The 26,413-nt window shown below is 72.6% G+C and carries 28 protein-coding genes, 1 tRNA gene, 1 other RNA gene and 1 pseudogene; 16 read left to right on the forward strand and 15 right to left on the reverse strand.

The annotated features are described in order from the left end of the window. Nucleotides 1–437 precede the first annotated feature (437 nt). Complete coding sequence (locus tag ACIGZJ_RS09965; RefSeq protein ID WP_396456755.1) at nucleotides 438–1,634, forward strand: PP2C family protein-serine/threonine phosphatase; 1,197 nt, start codon at nucleotides 438–440, stop codon at nucleotides 1,632–1,634. Then, nucleotides 1,625–1,876, forward strand: a complete 252-nt coding sequence (locus ACIGZJ_RS09970) for a hypothetical protein (RefSeq protein WP_396456756.1) — start codon at nucleotides 1,625–1,627, stop codon at nucleotides 1,874–1,876. The genes ACIGZJ_RS09965 and ACIGZJ_RS09970 overlap by 10 nt, the downstream gene beginning before the upstream one ends. On the opposite strand, the gene ACIGZJ_RS09975 is transcribed toward ACIGZJ_RS09970, so the two are convergent. The 3 genes from ACIGZJ_RS09975 to ACIGZJ_RS09985 form a co-directional block, all read right to left on the reverse strand. Beyond that, entirely contained in the window at nucleotides 1,849–2,508 is a 660-nt protein-coding gene (locus ACIGZJ_RS09975; RefSeq protein WP_396456757.1) for a DUF5994 family protein, read from the reverse strand. The genes ACIGZJ_RS09970 and ACIGZJ_RS09975 overlap by 28 nt on opposite strands. A gap of 146 nt (nucleotides 2,509–2,654) precedes the next feature. Next, complete coding sequence (locus ACIGZJ_RS09980) at nucleotides 2,655–2,822, reverse strand: hypothetical protein (RefSeq protein ID WP_396456758.1); 168 nt, start codon at nucleotides 2,820–2,822, stop codon at nucleotides 2,655–2,657. 31 nt (nucleotides 2,823–2,853) lie between these two features. Further along, nucleotides 2,854–3,210, reverse strand: a complete 357-nt coding sequence (locus tag ACIGZJ_RS09985) for a PRC-barrel domain-containing protein (protein ID WP_396456759.1) — start codon at nucleotides 3,208–3,210, stop codon at nucleotides 2,854–2,856. A gap of 125 nt (nucleotides 3,211–3,335) precedes the next feature. Between ACIGZJ_RS09985 and ACIGZJ_RS09990 the strand changes: the two genes are divergently transcribed. Further along, nucleotides 3,336–3,587: a hypothetical protein gene (locus ACIGZJ_RS09990; protein WP_396456760.1), complete on the forward strand. Its 252-nt coding sequence runs from the start codon at nucleotides 3,336–3,338 to the stop codon at nucleotides 3,585–3,587. A gap of 41 nt (nucleotides 3,588–3,628) precedes the next feature. Here the strand turns inward: ACIGZJ_RS09990 and ACIGZJ_RS09995 are convergent, their stop codons facing one another. The 4 genes and pseudogenes from ACIGZJ_RS09995 to ACIGZJ_RS10010 all read right to left on the reverse strand — a co-directional run bounded on the left by ACIGZJ_RS09995 (nucleotide 3,629) and on the right by ACIGZJ_RS10010 (nucleotide 6,623). After that, complete coding sequence (locus tag ACIGZJ_RS09995) at nucleotides 3,629–4,207, reverse strand: DUF5994 family protein (RefSeq protein WP_396456761.1); 579 nt, start codon at nucleotides 4,205–4,207, stop codon at nucleotides 3,629–3,631. 232 nt (nucleotides 4,208–4,439) lie between these two features. Further along, nucleotides 4,440–4,514, reverse strand: a pseudogene (locus ACIGZJ_RS10000) (hypothetical protein); the annotation flags it as partial. Nucleotides 4,515–4,836: 322 nt separating this feature from the next. Next, entirely contained in the window at nucleotides 4,837–5,505 is a 669-nt protein-coding gene (locus ACIGZJ_RS10005) for a response regulator (RefSeq protein ID WP_396456762.1), read from the reverse strand. Continuing rightward, nucleotides 5,502–6,623: a sensor histidine kinase gene (locus ACIGZJ_RS10010; RefSeq protein WP_396456867.1), complete on the reverse strand. Its 1,122-nt coding sequence runs from the start codon at nucleotides 6,621–6,623 to the stop codon at nucleotides 5,502–5,504. Before ACIGZJ_RS10010 ends, ACIGZJ_RS10005 begins: the two co-directional genes overlap by 4 nt. 128 nt (nucleotides 6,624–6,751) lie before the next feature. Here ACIGZJ_RS10010 and ACIGZJ_RS10015 point away from each other — a divergent pair, with 128 nt between their 5' ends. Genes ACIGZJ_RS10015 through ACIGZJ_RS10025 form a run of 3 tightly spaced genes read left to right on the forward strand, consistent with a single transcriptional unit; the run spans nucleotide 6,752 to nucleotide 8,866 of the window. Then, nucleotides 6,752–6,934, forward strand: a complete 183-nt coding sequence (locus tag ACIGZJ_RS10015; protein ID WP_396456763.1) for a hypothetical protein — start codon at nucleotides 6,752–6,754, stop codon at nucleotides 6,932–6,934. Between the two features lie 13 nt (nucleotides 6,935–6,947). Further along, entirely contained in the window at nucleotides 6,948–7,877 is a 930-nt protein-coding gene (locus tag ACIGZJ_RS10020; protein ID WP_396456764.1) for an ABC transporter ATP-binding protein, read from the forward strand. Then, complete coding sequence (locus ACIGZJ_RS10025) at nucleotides 7,874–8,866, forward strand: ABC transporter permease subunit (protein ID WP_396456765.1); 993 nt, start codon at nucleotides 7,874–7,876, stop codon at nucleotides 8,864–8,866. The genes ACIGZJ_RS10020 and ACIGZJ_RS10025 overlap by 4 nt, the downstream gene beginning before the upstream one ends. Before the next feature lie 262 nt (nucleotides 8,867–9,128). Here ACIGZJ_RS10025 and ACIGZJ_RS10030 read toward each other — a convergent pair whose 3' ends face one another. The 7 genes from ACIGZJ_RS10030 to ACIGZJ_RS10060 all read right to left on the reverse strand — a co-directional run bounded on the left by ACIGZJ_RS10030 (nucleotide 9,129) and on the right by ACIGZJ_RS10060 (nucleotide 15,374). After that, on the reverse strand, nucleotides 9,129–10,163 hold the full coding sequence (locus ACIGZJ_RS10030; RefSeq protein ID WP_396456767.1) for a UDP-N-acetylmuramate dehydrogenase: 1,035 nt from the start codon (nucleotides 10,161–10,163) through the stop codon (nucleotides 9,129–9,131). Nucleotides 10,164–10,174: 11 nt separating this feature from the next. Continuing rightward, complete coding sequence (locus ACIGZJ_RS10035) at nucleotides 10,175–11,218, reverse strand: serine hydrolase domain-containing protein (protein ID WP_396456768.1); 1,044 nt, start codon at nucleotides 11,216–11,218, stop codon at nucleotides 10,175–10,177. Nucleotides 11,219–11,220: 2 nt separating this feature from the next. Then, entirely contained in the window at nucleotides 11,221–12,525 is a 1,305-nt protein-coding gene (locus ACIGZJ_RS10040) for a UDP-N-acetylglucosamine 1-carboxyvinyltransferase (RefSeq protein WP_396456769.1), read from the reverse strand. Nucleotides 12,526–12,527: 2 nt separating this feature from the next. Then, nucleotides 12,528–13,268: a hypothetical protein gene (locus tag ACIGZJ_RS10045; RefSeq protein WP_396456770.1), complete on the reverse strand. Its 741-nt coding sequence runs from the start codon at nucleotides 13,266–13,268 to the stop codon at nucleotides 12,528–12,530. Between the two features lie 66 nt (nucleotides 13,269–13,334). Further along, nucleotides 13,335–13,535: a hypothetical protein gene (locus ACIGZJ_RS10050; RefSeq protein WP_396456771.1), complete on the reverse strand. Its 201-nt coding sequence runs from the start codon at nucleotides 13,533–13,535 to the stop codon at nucleotides 13,335–13,337. Between the two features lie 105 nt (nucleotides 13,536–13,640). Next, the gene (locus tag ACIGZJ_RS10055) at nucleotides 13,641–14,849 is read right to left on the reverse strand and encodes an XRE family transcriptional regulator (protein WP_396456772.1); all 1,209 of its coding nucleotides are present in this window, start codon (nucleotides 14,847–14,849) and stop codon (nucleotides 13,641–13,643) included. 440 nt (nucleotides 14,850–15,289) lie between these two features. After that, nucleotides 15,290–15,374, reverse strand: a tRNA-Ser gene (locus ACIGZJ_RS10060). A gap of 130 nt (nucleotides 15,375–15,504) precedes the next feature. Here ACIGZJ_RS10060 and ffs point away from each other — a divergent pair. The 10 genes from ffs (at nucleotide 15,505) to ACIGZJ_RS10110 (ending at nucleotide 25,859) form a co-directional block, all read left to right on the forward strand. Beyond that, an RNA gene (ffs, locus tag ACIGZJ_RS10065) (signal recognition particle sRNA small type) lies at nucleotides 15,505–15,601 on the forward strand. Nucleotides 15,602–15,670: 69 nt separating this feature from the next. Further along, nucleotides 15,671–17,896, forward strand: coding sequence for a DNA polymerase III subunit gamma and tau (locus tag ACIGZJ_RS10070; RefSeq protein WP_396456773.1), 2,226 nt, complete (start codon nucleotides 15,671–15,673; stop codon nucleotides 17,894–17,896). A 177-nt stretch (nucleotides 17,897–18,073) separates the two neighbouring features. Continuing rightward, nucleotides 18,074–18,412, forward strand: coding sequence for a YbaB/EbfC family nucleoid-associated protein (locus tag ACIGZJ_RS10075; RefSeq protein ID WP_392930759.1), 339 nt, complete (start codon nucleotides 18,074–18,076; stop codon nucleotides 18,410–18,412). A 341-nt stretch (nucleotides 18,413–18,753) separates the two neighbouring features. Then, on the forward strand, nucleotides 18,754–19,353 hold the full coding sequence (gene recR, locus ACIGZJ_RS10080; RefSeq protein ID WP_387949893.1) for a recombination mediator RecR: 600 nt from the start codon (nucleotides 18,754–18,756) through the stop codon (nucleotides 19,351–19,353). Then, on the forward strand, nucleotides 19,346–20,056 hold the full coding sequence (locus tag ACIGZJ_RS10085; protein WP_392930762.1) for a DUF5063 domain-containing protein: 711 nt from the start codon (nucleotides 19,346–19,348) through the stop codon (nucleotides 20,054–20,056). The genes recR and ACIGZJ_RS10085 overlap by 8 nt, the downstream gene beginning before the upstream one ends. A gap of 396 nt (nucleotides 20,057–20,452) precedes the next feature. Then, nucleotides 20,453–21,733, forward strand: coding sequence for an aspartate kinase (locus tag ACIGZJ_RS10090; protein WP_396456774.1), 1,281 nt, complete (start codon nucleotides 20,453–20,455; stop codon nucleotides 21,731–21,733). Then, nucleotides 21,730–22,782, forward strand: coding sequence for an aspartate-semialdehyde dehydrogenase (locus tag ACIGZJ_RS10095; protein ID WP_396456775.1), 1,053 nt, complete (start codon nucleotides 21,730–21,732; stop codon nucleotides 22,780–22,782). The genes ACIGZJ_RS10090 and ACIGZJ_RS10095 overlap by 4 nt, the downstream gene beginning before the upstream one ends. Nucleotides 22,783–23,078: 296 nt before the next feature. Next, the gene (locus ACIGZJ_RS10100; RefSeq protein WP_392930768.1) at nucleotides 23,079–23,621 is read left to right on the forward strand and encodes a SigE family RNA polymerase sigma factor; all 543 of its coding nucleotides are present in this window, start codon (nucleotides 23,079–23,081) and stop codon (nucleotides 23,619–23,621) included. Beyond that, nucleotides 23,618–24,934 (forward strand): hypothetical protein, encoded by a 1,317-nt coding sequence (locus tag ACIGZJ_RS10105; protein WP_396456776.1) that lies wholly within the window; start codon nucleotides 23,618–23,620, stop codon nucleotides 24,932–24,934. Before ACIGZJ_RS10100 ends, ACIGZJ_RS10105 begins: the two co-directional genes overlap by 4 nt. A 118-nt stretch (nucleotides 24,935–25,052) precedes the next feature. Continuing rightward, nucleotides 25,053–25,859 (forward strand): SURF1 family protein, encoded by an 807-nt coding sequence (locus tag ACIGZJ_RS10110; protein WP_396456777.1) that lies wholly within the window; start codon nucleotides 25,053–25,055, stop codon nucleotides 25,857–25,859. A 33-nt stretch (nucleotides 25,860–25,892) separates the two neighbouring features. Here ACIGZJ_RS10110 and ACIGZJ_RS10115 read toward each other — a convergent pair whose 3' ends face one another. Beyond that, nucleotides 25,893–26,390, reverse strand: coding sequence for a hypothetical protein (locus tag ACIGZJ_RS10115; RefSeq protein ID WP_396456778.1), 498 nt, complete (start codon nucleotides 26,388–26,390; stop codon nucleotides 25,893–25,895). Between the last annotated feature and the right edge of the window lie 23 nt (nucleotides 26,391–26,413).

Below are 26,413 nucleotides of genomic sequence, written 5' to 3' on the forward strand. Positions count from 1 at the left end.
ACGGCGAAGGCCCCGGCCGGTTTCCCGGTCGGGGCCTCCGCCTCTGCCATGGCTGGCAGAGGCGGAGGATACGAGATTCGAACTCGGAGGGATTGCCCCCAACACGCTTTCCAATTCTTCCGAGCGCTGTCCGCCAGCACTCGCACCGGTTCTGACCTGCGGCGAAGTGTCTGGTTGAGCGGCGGTTGAACGCGGCCGTACGGGGGTGAATGAGACCAGAACTGAGACCGGGATCGGCGTCTGCGCAGCGCATCGGGGTCGTGCCCACAGTCTGCAGGGCCGATTTCTCGGCGGCGTCGCCCCGCGGGGAGGGGCGTGACCGGGGGCGGAATGCGTCGCCGTCGGGCGTAATGGAAGGACCGGCCCGGTGAACCGCACCGGAGTGCCGGGGTTGATCGCGCCCGTGCCTACTCGTACGGGACAGGAAGGATCCGTCGGTGGGCAGGGACGGCAAGCGGCGCCTGGACCGGTCGGAGGGGTTCGGCGAACACCTGCTGGGCGCGCTGCTCGACCAGGCCCACGAGCTTCCGCCCCAGCTGATCGCTCCGTTGGTCGCCGACGCGGTGCGTGGGTTCGGCGGCCGTGACCCGGTGCTCCTGCTGCAGGACTACGGGCAGCTGGTGCTGGTGCCGCTGTCCGGCCGGGGGCTGGCCGCCGGGGAGCCGGTGCCGATCGACGGCTCGCCCGCAGGTGCGGCTTTTCTGCGTGCCGTCTCCGTCGAGGTGCCGCAGGGCGACGGGGTGCGGGTGTACCTGCCGTTGCTGGACGGCGGGGACGAGGTGGGAGTGCTGGCACTCACGCTGGACGACGTCGATGGCGACGACCGGCGGCTCCTGCGGCGCTTCGCCTCCCTGGTCGCGGATCTGCTGGTCACCAAGAGCGGCTACACCGACCGGATCTTTCAGGCCCGGCGCCTCCAGCCAATGAGCGTGGCCGCGGAGATCCAGTGGTCACTGCTGCCTCCGCTGGCGATGACCGCCCCGCGGGTCGCCGTGGCCGGCATCCTCGAACCCGCCTACCAGGTGGCCGGCGACAGCTTCGACTACGCGCTGAACGACGACCTACTGCACGTGGCCACGATCGACGCCATGGGCCACGGGCTGGACGCCGCTGCCATGGCGACCGTGGCCATCGGCGCGTACCGGCACGCCAGGCGAGCCGACATCGGACTGGCCGAGATCTACGCGTTCATGGACCGGGCCATCGCGGAGCAGTTCGGGCCGGACCACTTCGTCACCGCGCAGATGATGCGCCTCAACACCGTCAGAGGCCACCTGCAGTGGGTCAACGCCGGCCATCCACGTCCGCTGCTGATCCGCGACCACGTCGTCGTCGAGCGGCTGGAGAGCGTCACCACTCTGCCGGTCGGGTTCGGCGGCGAGGAGCCGGTGATCAGCGAGCGGGTGCTGCGGCACGGTGACCGGGTCCTGTGCTTCACCGACGGCCTGGTCGAGGAGCGCGAGGCCGGCGGGGAACAGTTCGGGGAGGATCAGCTCATCGACTGGGTCAACCGCGTCGAGCGTTCGCAGGAGGGGGTGCGGGCCGTGGTGCGGGCGCTCTCCCACGTGCTGAAGGAGAAGCGGGGCGGGCACACGAGCGACGACGCCACCCTGTTCCTGATCGAGTGGCGCTGACAGCGCCACCCCGCCGCTGCTCTCCGCCGGCGGAGCCGTCGAGTGGGTCGCTGGACCTGCGGTACGAGGACGGCGCGGACGGCGCGGACGGCGTCACCTTCGAGTACGACCTGCACTCCAGCGGGGCGCTTCGTGTCCTGCGGGTCTTCGAGGACACCCCGCACCGGATCGAGGCGTGCGTCGGCCCCGGAGCGTGGCTCCAGGTCATGGGTACCTACCTGCGAAGCGGCTCCGAGCACTGACGGCGGTCCGCCGGGAGCGCAGGAGCGACGGATCGGACGGCGGCGTCACCAGTGGTCGGCGTCACCGCCGGTCGGCCGCGGGCCCGAGGCGGAGCGCCGGGGGGCGACGGGCCGCCCGACCGGGCGGAGCTCCAGGCCGAGACCGAGGGGTCGCGTACGGGCCAGACGATCCCCCGCTGGTCGGGTGCCTTCGCGGACGGCTCGTCGGCGAGCAGCTCGCTCGCGGTCCTGGTGTTCGCGGGATCGGCGGCCTCGGCCATCAGCCGGGCGGCAGCGACGGCCCCCGTCCGCGGCGGGACGACCAGCAGGGTCAGCCGGCGGGCAAGGTGCGAGCGGACCGAGATCGTGTGCCGGTCCTGCACAGCGGTGAAACTGCTCGCGTGGACGGTGTGGCCCGCGACCGGGATCCGTCGGGGGACGGTCAACCACTGGGCGGGGTTCACGGTGATCCTGGCGACCCGACCCCACCGCGTGTCCAGTTCGCCGGCCAGGGCGGGGAGTTCGAAAGGAAGGTCGTCCGATCGGGGCCACCACGCCCCGTCCAGCCGTCCGGCTCGCGAGCCGGACGGTGTCAGGCAGAACCGCAGGGCGGGTTCGGGACCGGCAAGGGTCGCGCCGTCGATCACAGTCATGATCAAGGACCCGTCTCCGAACCTGACCGGTGCCACGCCCGGGATTGCCGTTCGCCGGAGACGACGCCAGTGTCCGGTGCCGGCATGCGGGGTGCCTTCGGTGATGCCCAGGCTACTCCCGGTCCGGCCCGGACCCGGCGCGGTACTCAGCGGTTCACGGACCGGCCCCCGCGACGGAACCGGACGGCGGAGAGTATCAGCGTGACGATCAGTACGGCGATGCCGATGAACAGCAGGTACTCCAGGCCCTCGGCGACGACACCGACCAGTCCGAGCACGATCGCCACGATGACGAGCAACAGCACCAGTGCCATCGTCGGCCTCCTTCATGGTCTGGATGGGCTCCTAGCGGCGGGCCAGGCGGCGCTCGCCGCCCGTGCCCGGTGCGTAGGTCAGGCCGTAGTGGGCGAAGACCGCTGCCTCGTCCCCGGCGGGGAGCTCGCCGTCGGTGTCGATGCTCGGGGCGTGTTTCACCTGGCTCTTGAGCAGGGGGACCTTCAGGTAGCCGGGACCTACCGTCGCGTCGGACAGCGGGACGAACACCAGGCGGCGGCGGGTGGGCAGGCCGACCGTGACCGTGGCGAAGGACGGCTGATCGGTCGCGGTGTCCACGTAGACGGACTCCAGCGTGCCGATCTTGTGCCCGCCGGCGTCGACCACGTCATGGCCGCGCCACTCCCGGATGTCGCCTGCCTCGAACATCGGCCACCTCCTCCGCTCCAGGTTCCATCGTGGCACCGGAGCTGCCGGCCGACATCCCCGGTCGCCCTCCGCCCGCCCGCCTCGTACGGTCGTGTCAGGGCAGGAGCGTTGTCAAGGAGGGCACGATGCAGCGCTACCGGTGGATTCTGGAGACCCAGGACGACGACGGCCGCTGGTCCCGGCAGGACGACACGGCGATGCCGAATCCGTTGGAGTACGACGGTCCGCCGCAGCGGGCGGCCAACCACCTCCGGGACGTGTTCGTTCGGACCCTCTCCCGACCCGCGCCGGGCCCCCGGGCAGTCCGGGTCCGGCTCTGGGAAGGGACCGGTATCGACGGCGATCCCCAGGCCGCGACCGAGTGGTCACGCGAGTGACGCAGGCCCGGCGCCGGCCCGGGGCGGCTCCCGCCAGCCGCCTACGCGGTCGCCGGCCAGGAGGCGGCCCGGCTCCGGGCGAGATCGGCTCGCCGGTCGGCCTCGCCGAGCCCGGTGGAGGGTGTGACGGCCGACGGCAGGAAGTCGGAACCGACGTCCGGCCCGGTCGCACCGGCGCTCGACTCGGCGGCGAGCAGCTCGCTCGCGGTCCTGGTGTTCGCGGGATCGGCGGCCTCGGCCATCAGCCGGGCGGCCTCGACGGCATCCGTCTGGGGCGGGACGACCAGTAGGTTCAGCCGGCGGGGGGCGTAGGAACAGACCGTGATCACGTGCAGGTCCTGTTCGATGGTGAACCACCCCGCGTGGACGGTGTGTCCAGTGACCGCTATCCGCCGGGGGATGACGGGCCACTGCGCGGGGTTCACAGTGATCCGGGTGATCCGGCCCCACCGCTCGTCGATCTCGGCGGCCAGGGCGGGGAGTTCGAGAAGAAGATCGCGCGAGCGCGGCCACCAGGCTCCGTCCAGACGGCCGGGCCGCACGCCGCTGGGCGTAAGGGAGAGCCGTGCCGTGGAATCCGTGGCGGTGGGCGTCGTCGCACGATCGAGGGTCGTGGTCATGATCAAAGGCCTGTCCCCGGGCCCGGCCGAGAGGTCGGGTCCGGCATTGCCGTTCGCCGCAGACGACGCCAATATCCGGTACCGGCATACGAAGTGCCTTCGGTAATCTCCAGGCTACTCCCTGTTCGGCCGAGCCCGGCACGGTCGCGGTGGTCGATCTGGTGCCCGGCACCTTCGGGCGGACACCCCGCAGCGGCGAGGTTGTCGATCCGACGCACCCGTGGCCCAGGACCTCGCGTCGGCCCTCGTTGTCGACGCCGACAGCGACGGGGCAGTGGACGTTGGCGACCCGGCCGCCCTCGCGGATCTTCTGGCCTGGCGACGGTCCGGAGCGCGGCGGTACCGGCCGCGTTCTCCTGCCGACCTTCCGCCGGTCCGGTGGGCCGCCGCAACCGCGATCACGAAACGGCGAAGGCCCCGACCGCTGAGCGGTCGGGGCCTTCGTGAAGGCGGAGGATACGAGATTCGAACTCGTGAGGGATTGCTCCCAACACGCTTTCCAATTCTCCCGAACGCCGTCCGCCGTGGTTCACACTCGTTCTGACCTGCGGTGGAGCGATCCGCTGGCCGGCAGTCGGACCCGGCCCGACGGTGGTGAACGAGACCAGAACTGAGACCACGGCGTGGCCTCAGGAGCCTCTTCCGGCGGAGTCCATGAGGCGGCTTTCCCAGGCCCAGGCGGCGATCTCGACGCGGTTGCGGACGCCGAGTTTGTTCTGGATGGTCGCCAGGTGGCTCTTGACGGTGCTCAGTGTGATGAAGAGGGCGGCGGCGATCTCCTGGTTGGTGCGACCTCGCGCGATGGCCCGGATCACCTCCGTCTCGCGGGCCGAGAGCGGCTGGGCGGGCCGGGCGACGGACGTCGTCCGGGTGGGGGCGAGGTTGCGGAGCAGTCGCAGGGTGATGGACGGGGAGATCAGGGCGTCTCCGGCGTGCGCGGCGCGGACGGCTTCGACGAGCAGCGCGGGCGCGGCGCCCTTGAGGACGAAGCCGACCGCCCCGGCGTGCAGTGCGCCGTGCACGTACTCGTCCAGGTCGAAGGTGGTGACGACGACCACCCGCAGCGGGTCGGTGACGCCGGGGCCGGACAGGGCGCGGGTGACGTCGATGCCGTCCAGGCAGGGCATGCGGATGTCGACCAGGCACACGTCGGGTCGAAGCCGGCGGGCGAGTTCGACCGCCTCGGCGCCGTCGGCGGCCTCGCCGACCACGGTGATGTCGTCCTGGTCCTCCAGGATGAGCCGCAGGCCGCCGCGGATCATCGACTGGTCGTCGGCGAGCAGGACGCGGATGCTCAACGGGGCGCCTTCCCGGAGAGGGGCAGGGCCGCGTGGACCGACCACCCGGTGTCCGGCGCAGGGCCGGCGGACAGGTGGCCGCCGAGCGCCTCGACCCGCTCGCGCATGCCGATGAGGCCGTAGCCGCCATGGTGCTTGCGCGGAGGGCGGCCGGGCCGGGCGTCGTCGGTGACCGTGACGCTCAAGGTTGCCGGACCTTGGACGATGTCGACGATGGCGGTGCGAGCGTGTGCGGCGTGACGGGCCACGTTGGTCAGAGCCTCCTGGACGATCCGGTGGACGGTGGTGGCCACCTCGGGCGGCCAGGGTGCCGGCCCGGCGGTCAGTCGCATGCTCACCTCGGGGCCGTGCCCGTCGAACCGCCGGACCAGTTCAGCCAGTTGCTCCGGGCCGAGTGCCGTGGGGGCCGTGCTGGCGACATCGTCGGTGTCGCGCAGCAGGCCGACCACCCGGCGCATCGCGGCAAGCGCTTCGCCGCCGGCTTCCTCGATACCGGCGAGGGTGGTATCCAGGTTCTCGGGCCGATGCCTTGCCACGATCCGAGCGGCCTGCGTCTGGACGACCATGCCGGTGATGTGGTGGGCGACCACGTCGTGCAACTCCCTTGCCAGGGTGAGACGTTCCTCCTGGCGAACCGCCTCGGCGGTTGCGTGGCGGCGGTGGTCCAGGAAGCGCAGGCCGAGCCCGGCGCCGAGCGCGAGGATCCAGACCTCGATCCCCACCCGGAACGGGGTGCTCGGCGCCTCGGCGGTCAGCAGGCCTGCCGTCATCAGGGCCAACCCGGCCGCCGCGACAGTGGCCGCCTGCCGCCAGGCGAGCGCCCGGACGGCGGATCCGCCGAGGGCGAGCAGCCCCAGCACCGCGGCGGCTCCGGGCTCACCGGGCAGGTGGGCGAACCGGGCGACGACCGCTGCCCCGCCTGTCACCAGAAGCCCGAGGGCCGTCGCCCAGCCCCGGTGCCGCCCACGGCCGAGCGCGATCGAGCACACGACGGCGCCGACCGCCGCGTCGAAGGCCCAGACCCGGCCCTGGGCCGCGTACTGGGCGGCCATGGCGACCAGGGTCAGGGCGAACAGCAGCCCCAGTACCGCGTTGACCAGCGCCGTCGGGCGCTTCATCGAACTCACCCACGCCACGCTAGGCGATACCCCGTCGGCCTCGAACCAGCCGAAAGTACGACTCGGCGGTAGGCAGACCGTCCCTTCGGCCGCTGCGGCGGGCGCCGAGGTTCCACAGGCTGGGCCGCATGGTTGATTTCATCTCCGCACCCACCCTGCTGGCCACGGCGGCGGCCCAAGCCGAGAAGACCGAGCGAAGCCCACTGCTCTACGCCTGGTGGGCGCTCAATCTGGCCGTCCTGATCGCGGTCGGCTACGGCGTGTACCGCCTCGTCCGGTCGTGGCGCGCCAAGCGCGCCCGGCGCGGCTGACCGGGAGCGCGACATGACACCAGTACTGGAAGCCGTGAAGCTGGGCATGCGGTACGGCCGCCACCACGCGCTCACGGACGTCGACCTGAACGTCCCGCCCGGCCGCGTGATCGGGCTGGTCGGCCCGAACGGCGCCGGCAAGTCGACCCTGCTGCAACTGGCCTGCGGACTGATCACGCCCAGCTCGGGCACGATCCGTGTGCTGGGCGACACCCCCGCCGCCGGGCCGGCCCACCTGGCCAAGGTGGGCTTCGTCGCCCAGGACACCCCGGTCTACGCCGACCTGTCCGTCGCCGACCACCTGCGGATGGGCGCCCGGCTCAACCCCGGCTGGGACGCGGACCTCGCCCGCCGTCGACTCGCCCGGATCGACCTCGATCCCCGGCACAGGGGCGGCCGGCTCTCCGGCGGCCAGCGCGCTCAACTCGCCCTGACCATCGCTGCGGCCAAGCGCCCCGAGCTGCTGATCTTCGACGAGCCCGCCGCCGCCCTGGATCCGCTGGCGCGGCACGCGTTCCTGGACCACCTGATGGAGTCGGTCACCGAACTCGGCGCCGCCGCCGTCCTCTCCTCCCACGCCCTCCCCGACGTGGAGCGGGTGTGCGACCACCTGATCGTGCTGGCCGGCTCACGTGTCCAATTGGCTGGTGACGTAGCGGACTTGCTCGACCGCCACGTCCGGGTGACCGCCCGCCGTACGGACCTCGCGGCCCTGCCCGGCGGTGCCGAGACCATCCTGCGCACCGACCGGACCGAACACGAGAGCACCGCCGTCGTGCGCGCCGACCGCGCACTGCTGGCCGGTGGCCCCTGGGCCGTCGCCGAGGTCGGCCTCGAAGAGCTGGTGCTCGCTTACCTCGGCCGGGTGGAACAGCCCGGCCCCCGACCATCCCCCAGCCTCCGGCCAGTGGCTCCATCGACCGTTGCAGAGGTTCACCGATGATCTGGATGACCTGGCGCCAGTTCCGCGCCCAGGCGCTCGTGGTCCTCGGGGCACTCGTGCTCCTGGCCGTCTACCTGGTCGTACTCGGCGGGCAGATCCACGACACGTACGACGACGCCCTCGCCCACTGCGCCACCCGCGACGCCTGCGCGGGACCGCTCGGAGCCTTCGCCGACCACTACAGCCTCCAGGCCGACCTGCTCGGCTACCTGCTGCTCGCCGTTCCCGGCGCCATCGGCGTCTTCTGGGGCGCACCGCTGATCGCCCGGGAACTGGAAGCCGGCACCCACCGCCTGGCGTGGAACCAGAGCGTGACCCGCGGCCGCTGGCTCGCCGCCAAACTCGGAGTGGTCGGCCTGCTGAGCGTGGCCACCGCTGGCCTGTACAGCCTGCTGCTGACCTGGGCGACCGGCCCGGTCACCACCGTTCTCAACAACCGCTTCGAGCCGGTGCTCTTCGCCTCCCGCAACCTCGTCCCGCTCGCCTACGCGGCCTTCTCCTTCGTCCTGGGCGCCACCCTGGGCCTGATCCTGCGCCGCGCCGTCCCGGCCATGGCCGCCACCCTGGTGGTCTTCGCCGCCCTCCAGATCGCCGTCCCCACGCTGATCCGCCCCCACTACCAGGCGCCGACCCGCACCTCGGTCCCCCTCACCGCCGAACTGATCGGCCGCCTCACCAAGATCGGCACCTACGGCGACATCGGCGGGCTGCGCATCCCCGGCGGCCCCTGGGTCGTCGAGACCAGCGCCATCCTCGATTCCTCCGGCAAGGAGGTCGGCCACACCGCCTGGTTCCAGGACTGCATGAACCACAGCTCACTCTCGGAACTGCCCGCCTGCCTGGCCAAGGGGAACGTCCATGTCGAGATCGCCGAGCAGCCGGCGGACCGCTACTGGACCTTCCAGTATCTGGAGACCGCGCTCTTCGCCGCCCTGACGACCCTCCTGGCCGCCCTCGCCCTCTGGCGGATTCGCCGGCACCCCGTCTGACGGAACACTGCGGCGGCTCGCTCACCAACACGCCGAAGGCCCCGACCGCTGTGCGGTCGGGGCCTTCGTGCTGCCATGGCTGGCAGAGGCGGAGGATACGAGATTCGAACTCGTGAGGGATTGCTCCCAACACGCTTTCCAATTCTCCCGAACGCTGTCCGCCGGGGTTCACACCAGTTCTGACCTGCGGTGGAGCGGGCCACTGGGCTCCGACCGAACCTGGTCGGAGGGGGGTGAATGAAAACTGAGACCAGCCTGGGCCTCACGCCCAGGCGCCGACCAACGTCGGCTCGGGCCGGAGTTTGATCCCGGTCGCGATCTCGACCTGGGCCGAGAGCTCGGTGAGAGCATGGGCGAAGCCCGTCGCGGTCGCTCCGTTGTGGGCGGTGAGCGTGAGGGTCCGGCGTTCTGAGCAGCGGATGCCGTCTGCGATCTTGTAGCCGGGGCGGTAGCCGATGTGTTCCAGCAGCCAGCCGGTGCTGGCTCGGAGCTGTCCGTCGCTGTCCGTGTGGGTGGGGCATCCGGCGGCGGACAGGCGGGTGGCCTGGGTGGCGGTGACGGGCGGGTTGAGGAAGACCGATCCGGCCTGGCGGGCGGCGGGGCCGTGGGGGTCGAGGAGAAGTCCACGGCGGTGGCGGTTGGCGAGAACGGCGGCCGTCACCTCGGCGACGGGCGGCCGGGTGCCGATGGATGTGCCGAGTTCGTCCGCGAGCGGCTGGTAGGTGACGGGGGCGGCCGGTGAGCGGGTGAGGTGGAACGTCGCCGTGAGGACGGTCCAGCGGCCGGGGTTGCTCTTGAACCGGCTGCTGCGGTGGCGCAGGCGGCATGCCTCGGCGGGCAGGGTCCGCATGCGGCCCATCTCCCAGTCCCAGACCGTCAGGTGGTCGAGGGTGTCGGAGATCTGTTGGCCGTAGGCGCCGGCGTTCTGGACGGGGGCGGCGCCGGTGGTGCCGGGTATGCCGACCAGGCACTCGATGCCGGCCAGGTGTTCGGCGGTGGCCCAGGCGGTGAGGTCGGTGAGCGGGTGTCCGGCCTGCACGGTGACCTCGACCGTGGTGTCGTCCACGCGGGTGGCGGTGATGCCCCTGGTGTTCATCACCACGACGGTGCCGGGGTGGCCGGCGTCGGAGGCGATGACGTTGCTGCCGTGGCCCAGCACCACGGCGGCCTGTTCGTGGCGCTGCCCGATGGTCCTGACTGCGTCGGCCCAGTCGGCGGGGGTGGAGATCGTCAGAACGTGCTCGGCGGGGCCCCCGAGCCGCAGGGTGGTGAGGGACGCGAGCGTGGTGCTGGGCACGGGTGGCCCTCCTAGGGTTCGTCGGTGATCGCCTTCAGGGCGAGGGCCCGCAACGGGGCGAGGCGGGTGCGGTTGTCCTGGTGGTGGTAGACGGCGTTGGTGCAGATGGCTAGGTAGCGGCCGGTGGCCGGGGCGAGGTAGAGGCTGGTCCCGGTGAAGCCGTGGTGGTAGGCGACCCTGCCCTCGTCGGCGAGGATCCAGGCCAGGCCACGGTCGAGGCCCGCCTCGATCTCGGCCTGCGGCTGCATGCTGTGGGCGAGCCAGCGGCCGAGGGGCCCATCGGTGGCGTGCGAGCCCAGCAGGTGGGTGGCGAAGGTGGCGAGGTCGGCCGGGGTGGTGAACACCCCGGCATGGCCGGCGACTCCGCCGAGCAGGGCGGCGTTGTCGTCGTGCGGCATGCCCCACAGCCGGGGCCCGCCGGTCAGCCGCTGCTCGGTCGGGGCGACCTGAGCGGAGCGGGGCACCGGTCCGTAGGTCGTGCTGGCCATGCCGAGGTGTTGCCAGAGCTCTGCTGCCAGCTCGTCCAGGCGCTGGCAGCGGCAGTGGGCCAGGGCCAGGCCGAGGAGGATGAAACCGCGGTTGATGTAGCGGTGACCGGCTCCGGGCTCGGCGATCAGGTCTTCACCGCAGATGAGTTCGGCCAGCGGCTCGGTGCGGCCCCGGTACTGGTCGAGGCGAGTGTCGGCCCGCAGGCCGGAGGTGTGGGCCAGAATCTGGCCAACCGTCACCCGGCCGCCGGGTGCGTCGGTCGGGATGCCAGCCAGCAGGTCCCGGATCGGGGCGTCCAGGGTGAAGCCGTCCATGAGGGAGGTGCCGACCAGCGGCCAGGTGGCCAGGACCTTGGTCAGCGAAGCCACGTCGTACACCGTGTCCGGCCCCGGTCGGGCGTCGCCGCACTCGGGGGCGACGATGCCGGAGGCCAGGAATCCGGGCTCGGCGTCGAACGTGCCGTGGGCGATGACGCCGCCGGGAACAGTCCCGTCGGCGGTCAGCAGCTCCAGGCACTCGCGCAGGTCGGCGAGCGCGTTCGGCTTCCACGGCACGGTGTTGGTCACGGCTACTCCTGGTCAATCGTCAGGTCGGCACCGAGCGCGGCCAACTTCGGCAGCAGGCTGCCGTATCCGCGCCGCAGGTGATACATCCCTCGGATCGTAGAGGTGCCCTCGGAGGCGAGGGCGGCGATCACGAGAGCGGTCACCGCCCGGATGTCCTCGCCGGCCACGTCGGCGGCGGCGAGCGCGGACCGGCCCCGGACGGTGATCATCGAGCCGCTCGCGTTGACGGTGGCGCCGAACGCGGTGAGGGCGGATACGTGGGTGTCGCGCCGGGTGTAGATCCGCTCCTCGATCCGGGAGGCGCCCTCGGCCTGGGTGAGGAAGGCGGTCAGCTGGGGCTGGACGTCGGTCGGGAAGCCGGGGTGCGGGCCGGTGGCCGTCTGCACCGCCCGCGGTCCGGCCGGGGTGCTGACGGTGGTCCCGCCGTCCACCGGGTCGAGCCGGATGCCGGCGTCGGCGAACACCGACACCAGGCCGTCCGGGAAGGCGGCGGTGGGGAAGCCGTCCAGGTGCACGGTGCCGCCGGTGATGGCGGCGGCCAGGGCCAGCGTCGCGGCCTCCAGCCGGTCCGGAGGAACGGTGAACACTCCGCCCCGGATGCGGTCGGTGCCGGTGACGTTCAGGGCGTTCCTGCCCCGCCACTCGATGCCGACGCCGGCCTGCGAGAGCAGGGCGGCGGTGTGGGTGACCTCGGGTTCGACGCTGGGGTTGAGGATCGCCGAGGTGCCGGGGGTGCGGGCGGCCAGGAGCATCGCGGTGACCGTCGCCCCGAGGCTCGGGCCCCAGGCGCGGGTCTCGGCGTCGGTGACGAACGGCAGCCGCTTGCCGGTGAAGCGGGCCCGGACCCGGCCCCGGTCCACCTCCACCTCGGCACCCGCAGCCGCCATCGCGGCCAGGTGCCGGTCGATGTACCGCGCGCAGAAGGCGTCTCCTCCCGGGGTAGGGAAGGTGACCTTCCCGGCGCGGGCCAGCAGGGCGCCGGCCATCACGGCGGTGGTACGGACGCGCCTGCCGAGGTCGTCCGGGACGACGGGGAAGTAGGAATCGGCCGGGCGGGTGGTGAATTCGGAGCCGACCGCGGTGGTGCGGGTGCCGGTGCGGTGCAGGATGTCGGCGACCACGCCGGTGTCGAGGATCTCGGGGGCGCCGGCGAGGGTCAGCGGGTCGTCGGCCAGGATCGCGGCGGCGTACAGGTGCAGGGCGATGTTCTTTCTGCCCTGCACCGTGGCCGTGCCGGTCAGGGGCCGGCCGCCGGTGATGTGCACGGCGCGCTCGTCGGTCGTCGCGGTGGTGTCGGTGGTGGGCATGGCTACCTTCCCTGGCTTCCGGCGGGGAAGAAGCCCCCGACCTGGGTCTTGGGGTAGAGCAGGGTGTGCGCGCCGATCAGCGTGGCGGGCTGCAGGACCGTGCCCGCGGGGACGATCACGCCGTCACCGACCACGGCGCCGAACTTGGTCTGGCCGGTGGCGATCCGGTGGCCGTCGAGGTGGGCGCACACCTCCTCGGTGGCCGGCTCGGTGACCGGGCCGGAGGTCACCCGCAGGCCGGTGGTGGACACGAACGCGCCGATGTTGACGCCCAGGCCGAGCACGGAGTCGCCGACGAAGCTGGTGTGCTTCATGAAGACCCCGCCGGTCAGCAGCGAGCGGGTGACCTCGGCGCCGAACCCGATCCGGCAGCCGGGGCCGATGACCGTGTTGTCGCGCACGCGGGCGCCGGCCTCGATGACTGCGCCGGGACAGACCAGGGCGGGGCCGGTGACGAACGCGCCCTCGGCGATGACGGCCCCGGCCGCCACGACCACGTTGCCCCGGACCGTCGCACCGGGCTCGACGGTTCCGGCGGGCTCCGGGAGCGTGATGCCGAGGTGTCCGGCCAGCAGGTCGACCATGGCCTTCTTGAGGCCGAACACGGTCGGGCAGCAGTTCAGCAGGTGCAGGACCACCGGGTCCGTGACCTGTTCGGTGTCGATGTAGTACGCGGGCGTGGTGCGGTAGTCGATGCGCTCCAGCTCGGTGTCGATCCGGGGCGCGTCGGTCAGCCGGTGCATAGCCGGTTCTCCTCTCGGGCGAGGGAGGGGAAGACGTGCGGGGGGGCGTGGTGACGACCTCTGGGCCTACGAGACGGGCAGGTCCGGAGTAGTGGCCGCTACCTGAGGGCGTGCCTCGGCCTGGTGGTCGACAGCGAGGCCGAGCAGCACGAGCACGGGCAGGTGCAGGGCGGTCCAGGAGGCGGTCAGGAAGGTGCCGAGGCGGTCCCGGTCCGGTGCGGCGTGCCGGGGTCCGTCGGAGGGCATGGCGGTGCTGTGCGTTGGCATGGGAGGGCCTTCGGCAGCAGGGGGGAGGGGTGGACGTTCCCCAGTGAACTGCCGGGCGGGACACCTGATCCGTAGCCGGGCTACGGCCCGTAGTCCGGCTACGGGTCAGATGATCTGCACGCCCGCGCGGGCGGCGAAGTCCCGGACGCCGGGAAGCTTGCGGTCGTGCCGCAGCAGGCCGGCGGCGAGGTCGCGCACAGCGCCCCTGCGGACCTCTTGCGGAGCGGCCTCCTCGGCGGCGAGCAGAGCCCGGTAGCACTGCTCGGGCTTGCCCCACTGGTCGAACGCGCGGGCCACGTCAGTGAAGAAGCGGGCCTGCCGCTCAGCGGTCGGCAGCGCGGCGGGGTCGATGGTGGCGGCCATTTCGATGGCGCGGCCGGCGTCGCCGAGCTCATAGTGCACCGACAGCTCGTGCAGAGCGACGCTCTGGACGCCGTCCAGCAGGCCGGAGGACCGGCTCGCTGCGGCGGCGCTGTCGGCGGCCTCCCGGATCAGGGCGTGTGCGTAGGAGCGGTCACCGGACTTCGCAGCGGTGTAGGCGGCGGTGGCGTACAGGTCTCCGCGGGTGGCCAGCCGGGCGGTCTCGGAGACGGAAGCATCGGCGAGGAGGTCTTCGGCGGCGACCACCACGATGTCGGTGGCGCGAGCCAGGCTGCCCTGGCGACGCCAGGAACTGGAGACCATGCGCTGGGCCTCCGCGATGATCAGCGGGTCCCCACCCAGCCGGGCGGCGGTCAGCGCGCGGTCCGCGGTGATGGCCACCAGGTTGTTGGTGCCGACTTTGATGCACAGCCGGACGGCGATGTTGTAGAGCCGGGCGACGTTGCGGGCCCGTTCCTCCGCCGATCCGACCATCTCAGCGGCTGTGATCCGACCGGGCAGGGCGCGGGCCAAGAGGTCGTACTGGGCCGCCTTGAACTCCCGGCGTGACGTGACCAGTGAAGTGGCGACAGTCTCCTGGGACGGCTCGCGGCGGGGAGAGGGAATCCGGCCCGCCCCGTACAGGAGAAGGTCTTCCAGATCGGCCAGCGAGGTCTTCTCCGCGGCGTGCGCCGCCTGCTGACCGACAGTCGGGGCGAAGAGGGCGGCAGCCGCCAGGGTCAGGAACGGGCGGCGTCGCACATCGTCCTCCTCGGCAGCGGAAGTGCTCGTCAGCGTAGCGGAGGCAGGCTTTCGCGGACGGGACCTCGCCCGCTCGGCGGCCGGCTGCGGCAACGCGATCAGCTCCGCGAGGTCGACACCCAGCACCTCGGCCAAGCGTTGGAGGAGCGTCAAGTCCTTGACCTGCTGCATGTCCCGCTCGACCAGGGACATCCAGTCCTCGCTGCGGCCGACCTCAGTGGCTAGCCGGAGCTGCGTCCACCCCAGAACCGCCCGGCGGAGCGAGATGAATGTGCCGAACGTCCTGCTGTCCCCCACCGCAGACCCCCGCGGATCGTACCCAACCGGCTACAGACCGCTACGCTATCCAGCCGCGAGGGCCTTGTGTAGGGGAAGCCCGCGCTCGGCGCGGAAATCTCTGTCCGGCGCATCGCTCGGCTGTCAGCTGATGTGTCGTCGAGGGCTCGACATATTGCACTTGAGGTTGGTGGCCGGCTCTGGCGGGGCTCCGAGTCGGTTCGGAGTTCTCGGAGGCCATGGTCGGGAGCCGACCGACTTCGACGCAGCTCTTCATCTGAAGTGAGGCAACGGAACGACGAAGGCCCCGGCCGGTTTCCCGGTCGGGGCCTTCGTGCTGCCATGGCTGGCAGAGGCGGAGGATACGAGATTCGAACTCGTGAGGGATTGCTCCCAACACGCTTTCCAAGCGTGCGCCCTAGGCCTCTAGGCGAATCCTCCGTGGGAGAGCTTAGTACATGTTCCGGGGTGCTTGCGACCACGTATCCCGGGGGTGGGTGAGGGGTGGGGCCTGCGGATTGTCGAGGGGGTGGGTGGTGGAGGTCGGGGGCGTGGATCCGGTACTGTGGTGGTCAGCCCCTCGTGTGGCGTTATCTCTCTGAACCCCCCCAGGGCCGGAAGGCAGCAAGGGTAAGAGGGCTCTGGCGGGTGCACGAGGGGTCTTTGCGTTCCCGGGGCCGGGTCGGCCGGGTCGAGGGGCGCCGCGTTTGTCGGTCCGTCCCGATATCGTCGGGGGTGTGTCCCTAGCCCTGTACCGCCGCTATCGCCCCGAGACTTTCGCCGAGGTCATCGGGCAGGAGCACGTGACCGCTCCGCTCCAGCAGGCCCTGCGCAACAACAGGGTCAACCACGCCTACCTGTTCAGCGGCCCGCGCGGCTGCGGTAAGACGACGAGCGCGCGGATCCTGGCCCGCTGCCTGAACTGCGAGCAGGGGCCGACCCCTACGCCGTGCGGTGAGTGCCAGTCCTGCCGGGACTTGGCGACGGGCGGGCCGGGGTCGATCGACGTGATCGAGATCGACGCCGCCTCGCACGGTGGTGTGGACGACGCGCGTGACCTGCGGGAGCGGGCGTTCTTCGCGCCGGTGCACAGCAGGTACAAGATCTTCATCCTGGACGAGGCGCACATGGTGACCTCGGCCGGCTTCAACGCGCTGCTGAAGGTGGTGGAGGAGCCTCCGGAGCACCTGAAGTTCATCTTCGCGACCACGGAGCCGGAGAAGGTGATCGGGACGATCCGCTCCCGGACGCACCACTACCCGTTCCGGCTGGTGCCGCCCGGCACGCTGCGGGACTACCTGGCGGAGGTGTGCGGCCGGGAGCAGATCCAGGTCGAGGACTCCGTCTTCCCGCTGGTGGTCCGGTCCGGGGCCGGGTCCGTGCGTGACTCGATGTCGGTGATGGACCAGCTGCTCGCGGGCGCCACCGAGGGCGGCGTGACGTACCAGATGGCCACCTCGCTGCTCGGGTACACCGACTCGGCGCTGCTGGACGAGGTGGTGGACGCCTTCGCCGCGCAGGACGGGGCGACGGTGTTCCAGGTGATCGACCGGGTGGTCGAGGGCGGACACGACCCGCGCCGGTTCGTGACGGACCTGCTGGAGCGGCTGCGCGACCTGGTGATCCTGGCGACGGTGCCGGACGCGGGGGAGAAGGGGCTGCTCGACGCCCCGGCGGACCGGGTCGCGATCATGCAGGCGCAGGCGGACGCCTTCGGGGCGGCCGAGCTGAGCCGGGCCGCCGACCTCGTCAACACCGGGCTGACCGAGATGCGCGGGAACGCGGCTCCCCGGTTGCAGCTGGAGCTGATCTGCGCCCGTGTGATGCTGCCGGGCGCGTACAGCGACGAGCTCTCGTTGCAGGCCCGGCTGGACAAGCTGGAGCGGCAGGCCTCGGCCGGCGGCTTCGCGGGCGCCCCGATGCAGGTCGCCCCGATGCAGGCTGCACCGGTGTACGCCGCGCCGATGCAGGCCGCTCCCGTGCAGGATGTGGCGGCCCCGGGGGCGCCGATGGCGGCGGAGGTCGCTCCGGTGCCACAGCCGGTACAGGCTGCCCCAGCGCCCGCCCCGGCCCCTCCTGCCCCCGCTCCGGCCGCAGCTCCGGCCGCCCCCGCGCCGGGCGCGTGGCCGATCCCGCGCAGCTTCTCGGCGGGCGGCGCACCCGCTGCGGCGGCACCCGCCCCTGCGGCGGCACCCGTGCAGCCGGCGGCCGCGACACCCCCGCCGGCCCCCGCGGCTCAGGCGCCCGCGCCCGCCGCGGCCCCCGGCGGGCAGCCGTCCGCGGCCGCACAGCAGGGCGCCGGGCAGGTTCGGCAGCTGTGGCCGCAGATCCTGGAGGCGGTGAAGAACCGCCGCCGCTTCACCTGGATCCTGCTCAGCCAGAACGGCCAGGTGGCCGGGTTCGACGGCAGCGTGCTCCAGGTGTCCTTCATCAACGCGGGCGCCCGTGACAGCTTCGTCAGCAGCAACAGCGACGACGTGCTGCGCCAGGCGCTGACCGACGCGCTCGGCGTGGACTGGCGGATCGAGTGCATCGTCGACCCCTCCGGGGGAGTCGGCGGCCCTGGTGGAGGCGGTGGAGGCGGCGGCAGCACCGGCGGCTTCGGCGGCGGTGGTGCCCCTGGCGGTGGCGGCGGTGGCTGGGGAGCCCCGCCGGCGGCCCGCCCGGCCGCGCCGGCGCCCGCGATGCAGTCCGCGCCGACGTCCGTGCCGGCTGCCGCGCCCGTTGCCGCGCCCCCGATGGCCGCGCCGCCCGCACCCGTCCAGGCGCAGCCGCCGGCCCCGGCCGCCGCCCGGCCGCAGCAGCCGGTGGCCCCGCCGCCGGGGCCGGTGGTGGCACCGGAGGACGACATCCCGGAGGAGGACGATCCGGACCTCAACGAGCAGGCGTTCTCCGGTCAGGACCTGATCATCCGCGAGCTGGGCGCGACGGTGCTGGAGGAGATCCATCACGGCGGCGCATAGGCGGGTCAGGGCCCAGCCCTGGGAGCGGGACCGGACCGGCCCGCCGACCCTGCACGGGTACGTCCGGCAGCACGTAGGCTCGTTGCGACGCGCGAGCGACCCAGCGGACGCGGACCGCAGTACGCGGCAACGCAGTACGCAGCAACGCAGAACGAACACAGACGCAAGGAGTGAGCCGTGTTCCCCGGTGGTGGTCAGCCCAACATGCAGCAGCTGCTCAAGCAGGCGCAGAAGATGCAGGAGGATCTCGCCCGGGCCCAGCAGGAGCTGGCCGAGACGAAGGTGAACGGTACGGCGGGCGGCGGCCTGGTCGAGGCCACGGTGACCGGTGCCGGCGAGCTGGTGGCGCTGACCATCGCCCCGGCCGCGGTCGACCCGGAGGACACCGAGACGCTGGCCGACCTGGTCCTGGCGGCCGTCCGGGACGCGAACCAGGCGGCGCAGAAGATGCAGGCCGAGCGGATGGGCCCGCTGACCCAGGGCCTGGGCGGCGGAATCCCCGGCCTGCCGTTCTGAACCCAGGCAGCCCAGGCAGCCCAGGCAACCCAGGCAGCCCCGGCAGCCCCGGCAACCCCGGCACAGGGGAACCAGGGCGCAGGGGCGCACTGAACCCCGGCAACCCCGCCACAGGGGCGCGCGGGGGCCGATCCGAGCCCCGGCACGGGGGGCACTCCGGCGGGCCCGGAGGCCCGCAACCGCAGCCCCCGGTGCCTGTGAAGGTCTGAAGTTCGGGCAACAGACCCATGTGATTTATGTGGGAGTCGGGCGTCGGACGGTGTGTCCGACGCCCGATTCGTTGGATGATGGCACCGGAGCACCACCGGAGCACCTGCAGCCGCACGAGGGAAGGCGCGACGTTGTACGAGGGCGTGGTTCAGGACCTGATCGACGAACTGGGCAGGCTGCCCGGCGTCGGGCCCAAGAGCGCGCAGCGGATCGCCTTCCACATCCTGCAGGCCGACCCGACCGACGTCCGCCGGCTGGCGCACGCGCTGCTGGAGGTCAAGGACAAGGTCCGCTTCTGCGCGGTCTGCGGCAATGTCGCCGAGGCCGAGCAGTGCCGGGTCTGTCTGGATCCGCGCCGCGACCTCGCGGTGATCTGCGTGGTCGAGGAGTCCAAGGACGTCGTCGCGATCGAGCGCACCCGTGAGTTCCGCGGCCGGTACCACGTCCTGGGCGGCGCGATCAGCCCGATCGAGGGCGTAGGCCCGGACGACCTGCGGATCCGCGAGCTGCTGTCGCGCCTCGCGGACGGCACGGTCACCGAGCTGATCCTGGCCACCGACCCCAACCTGGAGGGGGAGGCGACCGCCACCTACCTGGCCCGGCTCTGCAAGCCGATGGGCCTGAAGGTGACCCGGCTGGCGAGCGGACTGCCCGTCGGCGGGGATCTGGAGTACGCGGACGAGGTCACCCTCGGTCGCGCCTTCGAAGGGAGACGACTGCTCGATGTCTGACCGGACGATCAACCAGCAGCCCCACACGCCCCACCAGGCCGGCCCGCAGGCGGACCGGCACGCCCCGCACACCCATGCGCACGGCTCGGAGCCGGACGACTTCGCGGTGCAGATCGCGGACTCGGTGGAGAGCTTCGTGCTCGCCGTCACCGAGGTTGCCAAGGGCGACGAGCCCGGCAGCGCGGTCTCCCTGCTGCTCCTGGAGGTCTCGCAGCTCCTGCTGGCCGGCGGTCGGCTCGGCGCGATCGAGGACGTCGTCCCGGAGGACCGCTTCGAGCCCGACACCGGACCGGAGCCGGACGGTGAGCAGCTGCGCGAGCGGCTGGCCGTGCTGCTGGCGCCGATCGACGTCTACCACGAGGTCTTCGACCCGTACGGGCCGCCGGAGAAGCCGAACGCGTTCCGGATCTCGGACGACCTGGCCGGCGTGGTCAGCGAGCTCCAGCACGGTCTGACCCACTACCGCGAGGGGCGGGTCAGCGAGGCGCTCTGGTGGTGGCAGTTCTCGTACCTGTCCAACTGGGGCACGACCTGCTCGGCGGTGCTGCGGGCGCTGCAGTCGCTCATCGCGCACGTGCGGCTGGACAGCCCGATCGGCGCGGTGCCGGACGGCGCGGACACCGACGACGACGGGCTGACCGACGAGCAGCTGGAGCAGCAGGCCGGCGACCTGATGGCGGCCGAGCTCGGCCTCGGGCGTTAGAACCCGGTTCGACGAAGACGGTCCGACGGAGACGGTCCGACGGAAACGGCGACGGAATCGGTCCGACGGAAACAGTCGGGAAAGCCGGCTCCGCGGCGGAACCGGATCAGCGGGAACGGATTGTGACGTAAACCTCAGGGTTTTCCGGTGAAAGGGAAAACCCCCGGGCACCGTCCGTTCACCCGCCGATTCTTCGGGGCCGTACCGAATACCCCGCAGACCTGCCGGTCGCCTCCCCCGTACCGCCGCCCACCTGCTGAAACCGGTGTCTCATCATATGGAAAGCGACGGGCACGGCACCCCTGCTCGGTAGACTGGCGCCGACCGCACAGCCCCCGCCACCCGGGGGTGCGGGGGCCTGGAGCCCCCGGAAACGACACAAGTCGAGGAGCGCACGTGGGCCTTGTCGTGCAGAAGTACGGCGGCTCATCCGTTGCGGATGCCGAGGGCATCAAGCGCGTGGCCCGTCGAATCGTTGACGCCAAGAAGGCCGGCCATGAGGTCGTCGTCGTGGTGTCCGCGATGGGCGACACGACGGACGAGCTCATCGAACTGGCGGAGCAGGTGTCACCCATTCCTGCCGGCCGCGAGTTCGACATGCTGCTGACCGCTGGAGAGCGCATCTCCATGGCCCTGCTGGCCATGGCGATCAAATCCCTGGGTCACGAGGCCCAGTCCTTCACGGGCAGCCAGGCCGGTGTCATCACCGACTCCGTCCACAACAAGGCGCGCATCATCGACGTGACGCCGGGCCGCATCCGCACCGCCCTGGACGAGGGCAACATCGCGATCGTGGCCGGCTTCCAGGGTGTCTCGCTGAGCAGCAAGGACATCACCACGCTCGGCCGCGGCGGCTCGGACACCACCGCCGTCGCCCTCGCCGCGGCCCTCAAGGCCGAGGTCTGCGAGATCTACACCGACGTGGACGGCGTGTTCACCGCCGACCCGCGCGTGGTGAAGAAGGCCCGCAAGATCGACTGGATCGCGTACGAGGACATGCTGGAGCTGGCCTCGTCCGGTTCCAAGGTGCTGCTCGACCGGTGTGTCGAGTACGCGCGGCGCTACAACATCCCGATTCACGTACGCTCGTCCTTCTCGGGCCTTCCCGGCACGATCGTCAGCAACGACAACCCGAACCAGCCCGAAGGGGGCGAGATGGAGCAGGCCATCATCTCCGGAGTCGCCCACGACACTTCGGAGGCCAAGGTCACCGTCGTCGGCGTGCCGGACAAGCCGGGCGAGGCGGCGCGCATCTTCCGCGCGATCGCGGACGCCGAGGTCAACATCGACATGGTGGTGCAGAACGTCTCCGCCGCGTCGACCGGCCTGACGGACATCTCCTTCACCCTGCCGAAGACCGAGGGCCAGAAGGCCATCGACGCCCTCGGCCGGGTCAAGGAGGGCATCGGCTACGAGTCGCTGCGCTACGACGACGCGATCGGCAAGATCTCCCTGGTCGGCGCCGGCATGCGCTCCAACCCGGGCGTCACCGCGACCTTCTTCGAGGCGCTCTCCGAGGCCGGCGTCAACATCGAGCTCATCTCCACCTCGGAGATCCGCATCTCGGTCGTCACCCGCGCCGACGACGTCAACGAGGCCGTGCGCGCCGTCCACACCGCCTTCGGCCTGGACAGCGACTCGGACGAGGCGGTCGTCTACGGAGGCACCGGGCGATGACCCGGCGGCCGAACCTCGCCGTCGTCGGCGCCACCGGCGCGGTCGGCGAGGTGCTCCTCGGCCTCCTCTCCCTCCGTCAGGACATCTGGGGCGAGATCCGTCTCGTCGCCTCCCCGCGCTCGGCCGGGCGCAAGCTGACCGTGCGCGGGGAGCCCGTCGAGGTGGTGCCGCTCGCGGAGGAGGCCTTCGACGGGATCGACGTCGCGCTGTTCGACGTGCCCGACGAGGTCTCCGCGCAGTGGGCGCCGATCGCGGCGGCCAAGGGCGTCGTGGTGGTGGACAACTCCGGCGCGTTCCGGATGGCCGGGGACGTCCCGCTGGTCGTCCCCGAGGTCAACGCGGCCGCGCTGCGGATCCGGCCGCGCGGCATCGTCGCCGGACCGAACTGCGGCACCCTCGCGATGATCGCGGCGATCGGGGCGCTGCACGCCGAGTACGGGCTCGCCGAACTCGTCGTCGCCACCTACCAGGCGGCCTCCGGCGAGGGCCGCGCCGGGGTGGACGCGCTGCGCGACCAGGTCGCGATGGTCGCCGGCACCGAGGTCGGCGAACAGACCGGGGACCTCCGTGCGGTGATCGCCGACCACGGGCCGTTCGCGGCGCCGCTGGCGTTCAACGCGGTGCCGTGGGCGGGCTCGCTGATGGACGGCGGCTGGTCGTCCGAGGAGCTGAAGCTCCGCAACGAGTCGCGCAAGATCCTCGGCCTGCCCGGCCTCAAGGTGTCCGCGACCTGTGTGCGCATCCCCGTGATCCGCACCCACGCGCTGGCCGTGCACGCGGTCTTCGAGCGCGAGGTCACCCAGGAGCACGCCCAACAGATCCTCCGGGACGCCCCGGGCGTGGTGCTGTACGACGACCCGGCGGCGGGGGAGTTCCCCACCCCGAACGACGTGGTCGGGACCGACCCGGTCTGGGTCGGCAGGGTGCGGCGGGCGCTGGACGACCCGGCCGCGCTGGACCTCTTCCTCTGCGGTGACAACCTGCGCAAGGGCGCGGCGCTGAACGCCCTTCAGCTCGCCGAACTGGTGGCGGGCGAGCTGTCCGGCTGACCCTTCGTCGGCCCGGTGCGAACCACGTCTGCACATTCCTGTCCGGAATCCCCCCGAGGATCCCCTGGAGGGGTCTTCCACGCATACGGAAGAATGTCCTGTGGGCTGGGCAACCATGACAGGGGATCGAGTGTCCAACGGGCGTGGCGAACGTGATGGTGGGGGTACGGGCGGGCATCTCGGCGACGGCCGCGGTGACGCTCCCGCTGCGTGCCCCGCGACCGGTGGACAGGGGCGGCCGGCGGCCCGCGGAGACGCGCGCCCCGCGGCCCGCGGATAGGCCGGAAGATAGCCAGATGACGGCGGTCGCACCCGGCCCGGCGGACTCCGGGGCCGGCCTCGGCGCGGGCACCAGCGAGGACCTGCTCACCGAGACCTACCAAGCCCACTACCGTTCCCTGCTGCGGCTGGCCGCGCTGCTCCTCGACGACCTCTCCACCTGCGAGGACGTGGTGCAGGAGGCGTTCATCCGGGTGCACGCGGCCCGGCGGCGGGTGCGCGAGCCGGAGAAGACCCTCGCCTATCTGCGGCAGACCGTGGTCAACCTGTCCCGCTCCACCCTGCGTCGCCGGATCCTCGGTCTGCGGCTGCTGCCGAAGCCCATGCCTGACATGGCCAGTGCAGAAGAAGGCGCCTACGATGCGCTGGAGCGCGATCAGTTGAAGGCCGCGCTACGGGGTCTGCAACGCCGTCAGCGGGAGGTTCTGGTGCTGCGTTACTTCGTGGACATGACGGAGGCGCAGGTCGCGGAGGCCCTGGGCATCTCGCTCGGCTCGGTGAAGGCGTACGGCTCACGGGGGCTGGCCGCGTTGCGGGTCCGGATGGAGGCCGGGGCATGAGCGACGATCGGCAGGGCGCGGGGGGCTCCGCCGATGCGGTCGGCCCGGAACGCCGAACCGGCAGCGCGCCTTCCGGCGGTGCGTCCTCCGGCGGTGCGTCCCCCGGCGGCGCGTCCCCGGCCGGCGCGGACGGTCTGGACCCCGAGGAGCGCCTGGTCCGGGTGCTGATGCAGCGGGCGGTGTCCGACGTCCAACCCGACCCCGCCGCCCTGCCCCGGATCCGCCGAGCGGTACCCCGTCGGCGGGCCGCCCGACGCGGCGCCTGGACCGGGGCCGCCGCGCTCGCGGTCGCGCTGGCCATCGCCCTGCCCACCCTGCACGACGACGAGCACCTCGGTCTCTCCGGCGGCCCCGGCTCGCCCTCCGAGCAGAGCAGCGCCACCCCGGCGGTCACCCGCGGCCCGGGGACGACCGGCGGCGGCTCCGCCGGACCGGTCTGGCCGGCCCACCCCGCCACCAGCGGCCCCGGCGGGACGACCGGCCCGTCCGGCTCCGCCACCGCCTCGCCCAGCGCCTGGGCCGGCACGGCCGATCCGGGCAGCGGCCCGGCGGCCTCCTCCGCCGCGGCCACCGCGGGCGGCACCGAGGGCCCGCCCGTACCGCTCTGTACCCGCGCCGACCTCGGACAGGCCACCTCACAGGTCGGCGCGCCCGACGGCGACGGGCGGATCTACGGCTCCTTCACCGTGGTCAACACCTCCGGGCACAGCTGTCTGCTCGGCGGCCCGGGCGCGGTGGCGGTCAGCGGCGCGAGCGGCACGGACCCGGCACGGATCCGGGTGGTCGACCACACGGCGGGCGACCCGGCGACCGGGCTGCCCGCACCCGTCGGAGCGCCGATCGCGGACGGGAACGGCCCGGCACTGGTGCTCGCCCCGCAGGCCGGGTACCGGGTGGAGTTCGGCTGGGTGCCGGACAGCGGCTGCCCGGCGCCGACCGGCGCCTCGCCCACCGCTGCCGTCGGCCAGGCCGCCGCTGCGGGCCCCTCCCCGGCGGCCCAGCCCGGCGGCTCGGGCGGCTCCGGAGGCGTGGCCCCCGCCATGCGGGCCTCCGTGCCGCCGAGTGCGGCGCCCCCGGCCTCCGCCTCTCCGACGGCCGGCCCGACCGGAGCCCCGAGCCCGACGGCCACCGTCACCACGGGCCCGAGCACCCCGCCGCCCACCGTCACCCTCTCCCACACCCCGGCACCGGGCAGCCCGACCGCCGCCACCGCCGTGCTGCTCGGCGCCTGCTCCGGCACCGTCTACCGCACCCAGGCGGAGCCCGCCCCCGCCCCGACCCCGGGCCCGACCGGCTCCCCGACGGCGGGCTGAACCGACCGGTGCCGGTCCGCTCGGTGCTGCCGGGCGGCCCCGGCCCGCGTGGGGCCCGCCCGGTGCGGCGGGGGACCCTGTGGTCGGGAGGGGTGTGAAGAGTCGTTACCGTGGGGGTGTGTACCGGTTCCTCCTCACTCCGCGCTGGCTGAGCGGCACCGCGCTGGCCGTGGCCGCCGTCGCGGTGTGCGTCTGGCTCGGCACCTGGCAGCTCGGCCGCTTCGAGGACAAGGTCTCCTCGCACCGGGACGTCGAGCAGGCGGCGGGCGCGACCGGTCCGGCCAGACCGCTCGGCGAGCTGCTGAGCGCCGCCCAGCCGCAGGTCACCACCGACACCGTCGGCCGACCGGTGACGGTGACCGGGACCTTCGACCAGGCGCACCAGCTGCTCGTCCCCAACCGGGTGGTGGACGGAAAGCAGGGCTACTACGTCCTCACCCCGCTGCACACCGGCGACGGCCGCACCGTCGCCGTCGTCCGCGGCTGGGCCCCGGGCGCGCCGGGCGGGGAGACGTCCGCCGAGGGCGGGTCCGCGGTGGCCCCGGCGCCCGCGGGCGAGGTGAGCGTGACCGGCCGCCTGCAGGCCGGCGAGACCAGCGGCAGCGGCGGCGCGGTGGCCGGCGGGCTCCCGGCGGGCCAGCTCGGCACGATCAACCGGGCCGCGCTCGTCAACAAGCTCTCGGACGACGGCTGGTACGACGGCTGGGTGTCCGCGGACTCGGTGCCGGCCGGGCTGAGCCCGGTACCGACCGTGCAGCCGCAGGGGGGCAACGGGCTCACCCTGCGCGCGTTCCAGAACCTGGGCTACACCCTGGAGTGGTTCGTCTTCGGCGGGTTCGTGGTCTTCATGTGGTTCCGCCTGGTCCGCCGCGAGGCGGAGGCCGAGCAGGACCGGGCCCTCGGGCTGGACCCGGTCCTGGAGTAGCGCGCCGGCTCGGCGCCCTGGCGGCTCGATGCCTTAGCGGCTCGGCTTCGCGGGCGGTACGGCCGGCGCCGCCGGTTTGGACGGGACCGGCGCCGCCGTGGGCACGGTCGGGGTGGCCGGCCTGGCGGGCGTCGCCGACGGGGAGGCCGTGGGCGACTGCGAAGGCGGCGGCTGGTTGCCGCAACGGCTGCTGTTCCCGCTACCGCCGCTGTCGTCGTCCGAGTCGTAGGAGTTGGCGTGGTGGCGCGTGGTGCGCCCCTTGGACGACCCCTTCGAGCCCTTGGACCCCTTCGACCCGGAGGACTTGGACTTGGCCAGCAGGACGCTGCCGCCGTCCTCCCCGGTGTGGAAGGCCGCCTGCACGACGCCGCTCCCCACCGCGCCCATGGCCCGCGCACTCGCCGAGGCCGAAGCCGAAGCGGGGGCCGGTGCCGAAGCGGTGGCCGTAACCGTGGGCCCCGGCGGCGGCGGGCAGGCCGCGTCGGTGTCGTCCTGCCCCGAGCAGCCGGTGAGCGCGAGTGCCGCGGCCACCCCCACCCCCATGATCGTCAACG

Origin of the sequence: Kitasatospora sp. NPDC052868, from assembly GCF_044547105.1 — a bacterium.
Lineage (GTDB): Bacteria > Actinomycetota > Actinomycetes > Streptomycetales > Streptomycetaceae > Kitasatospora.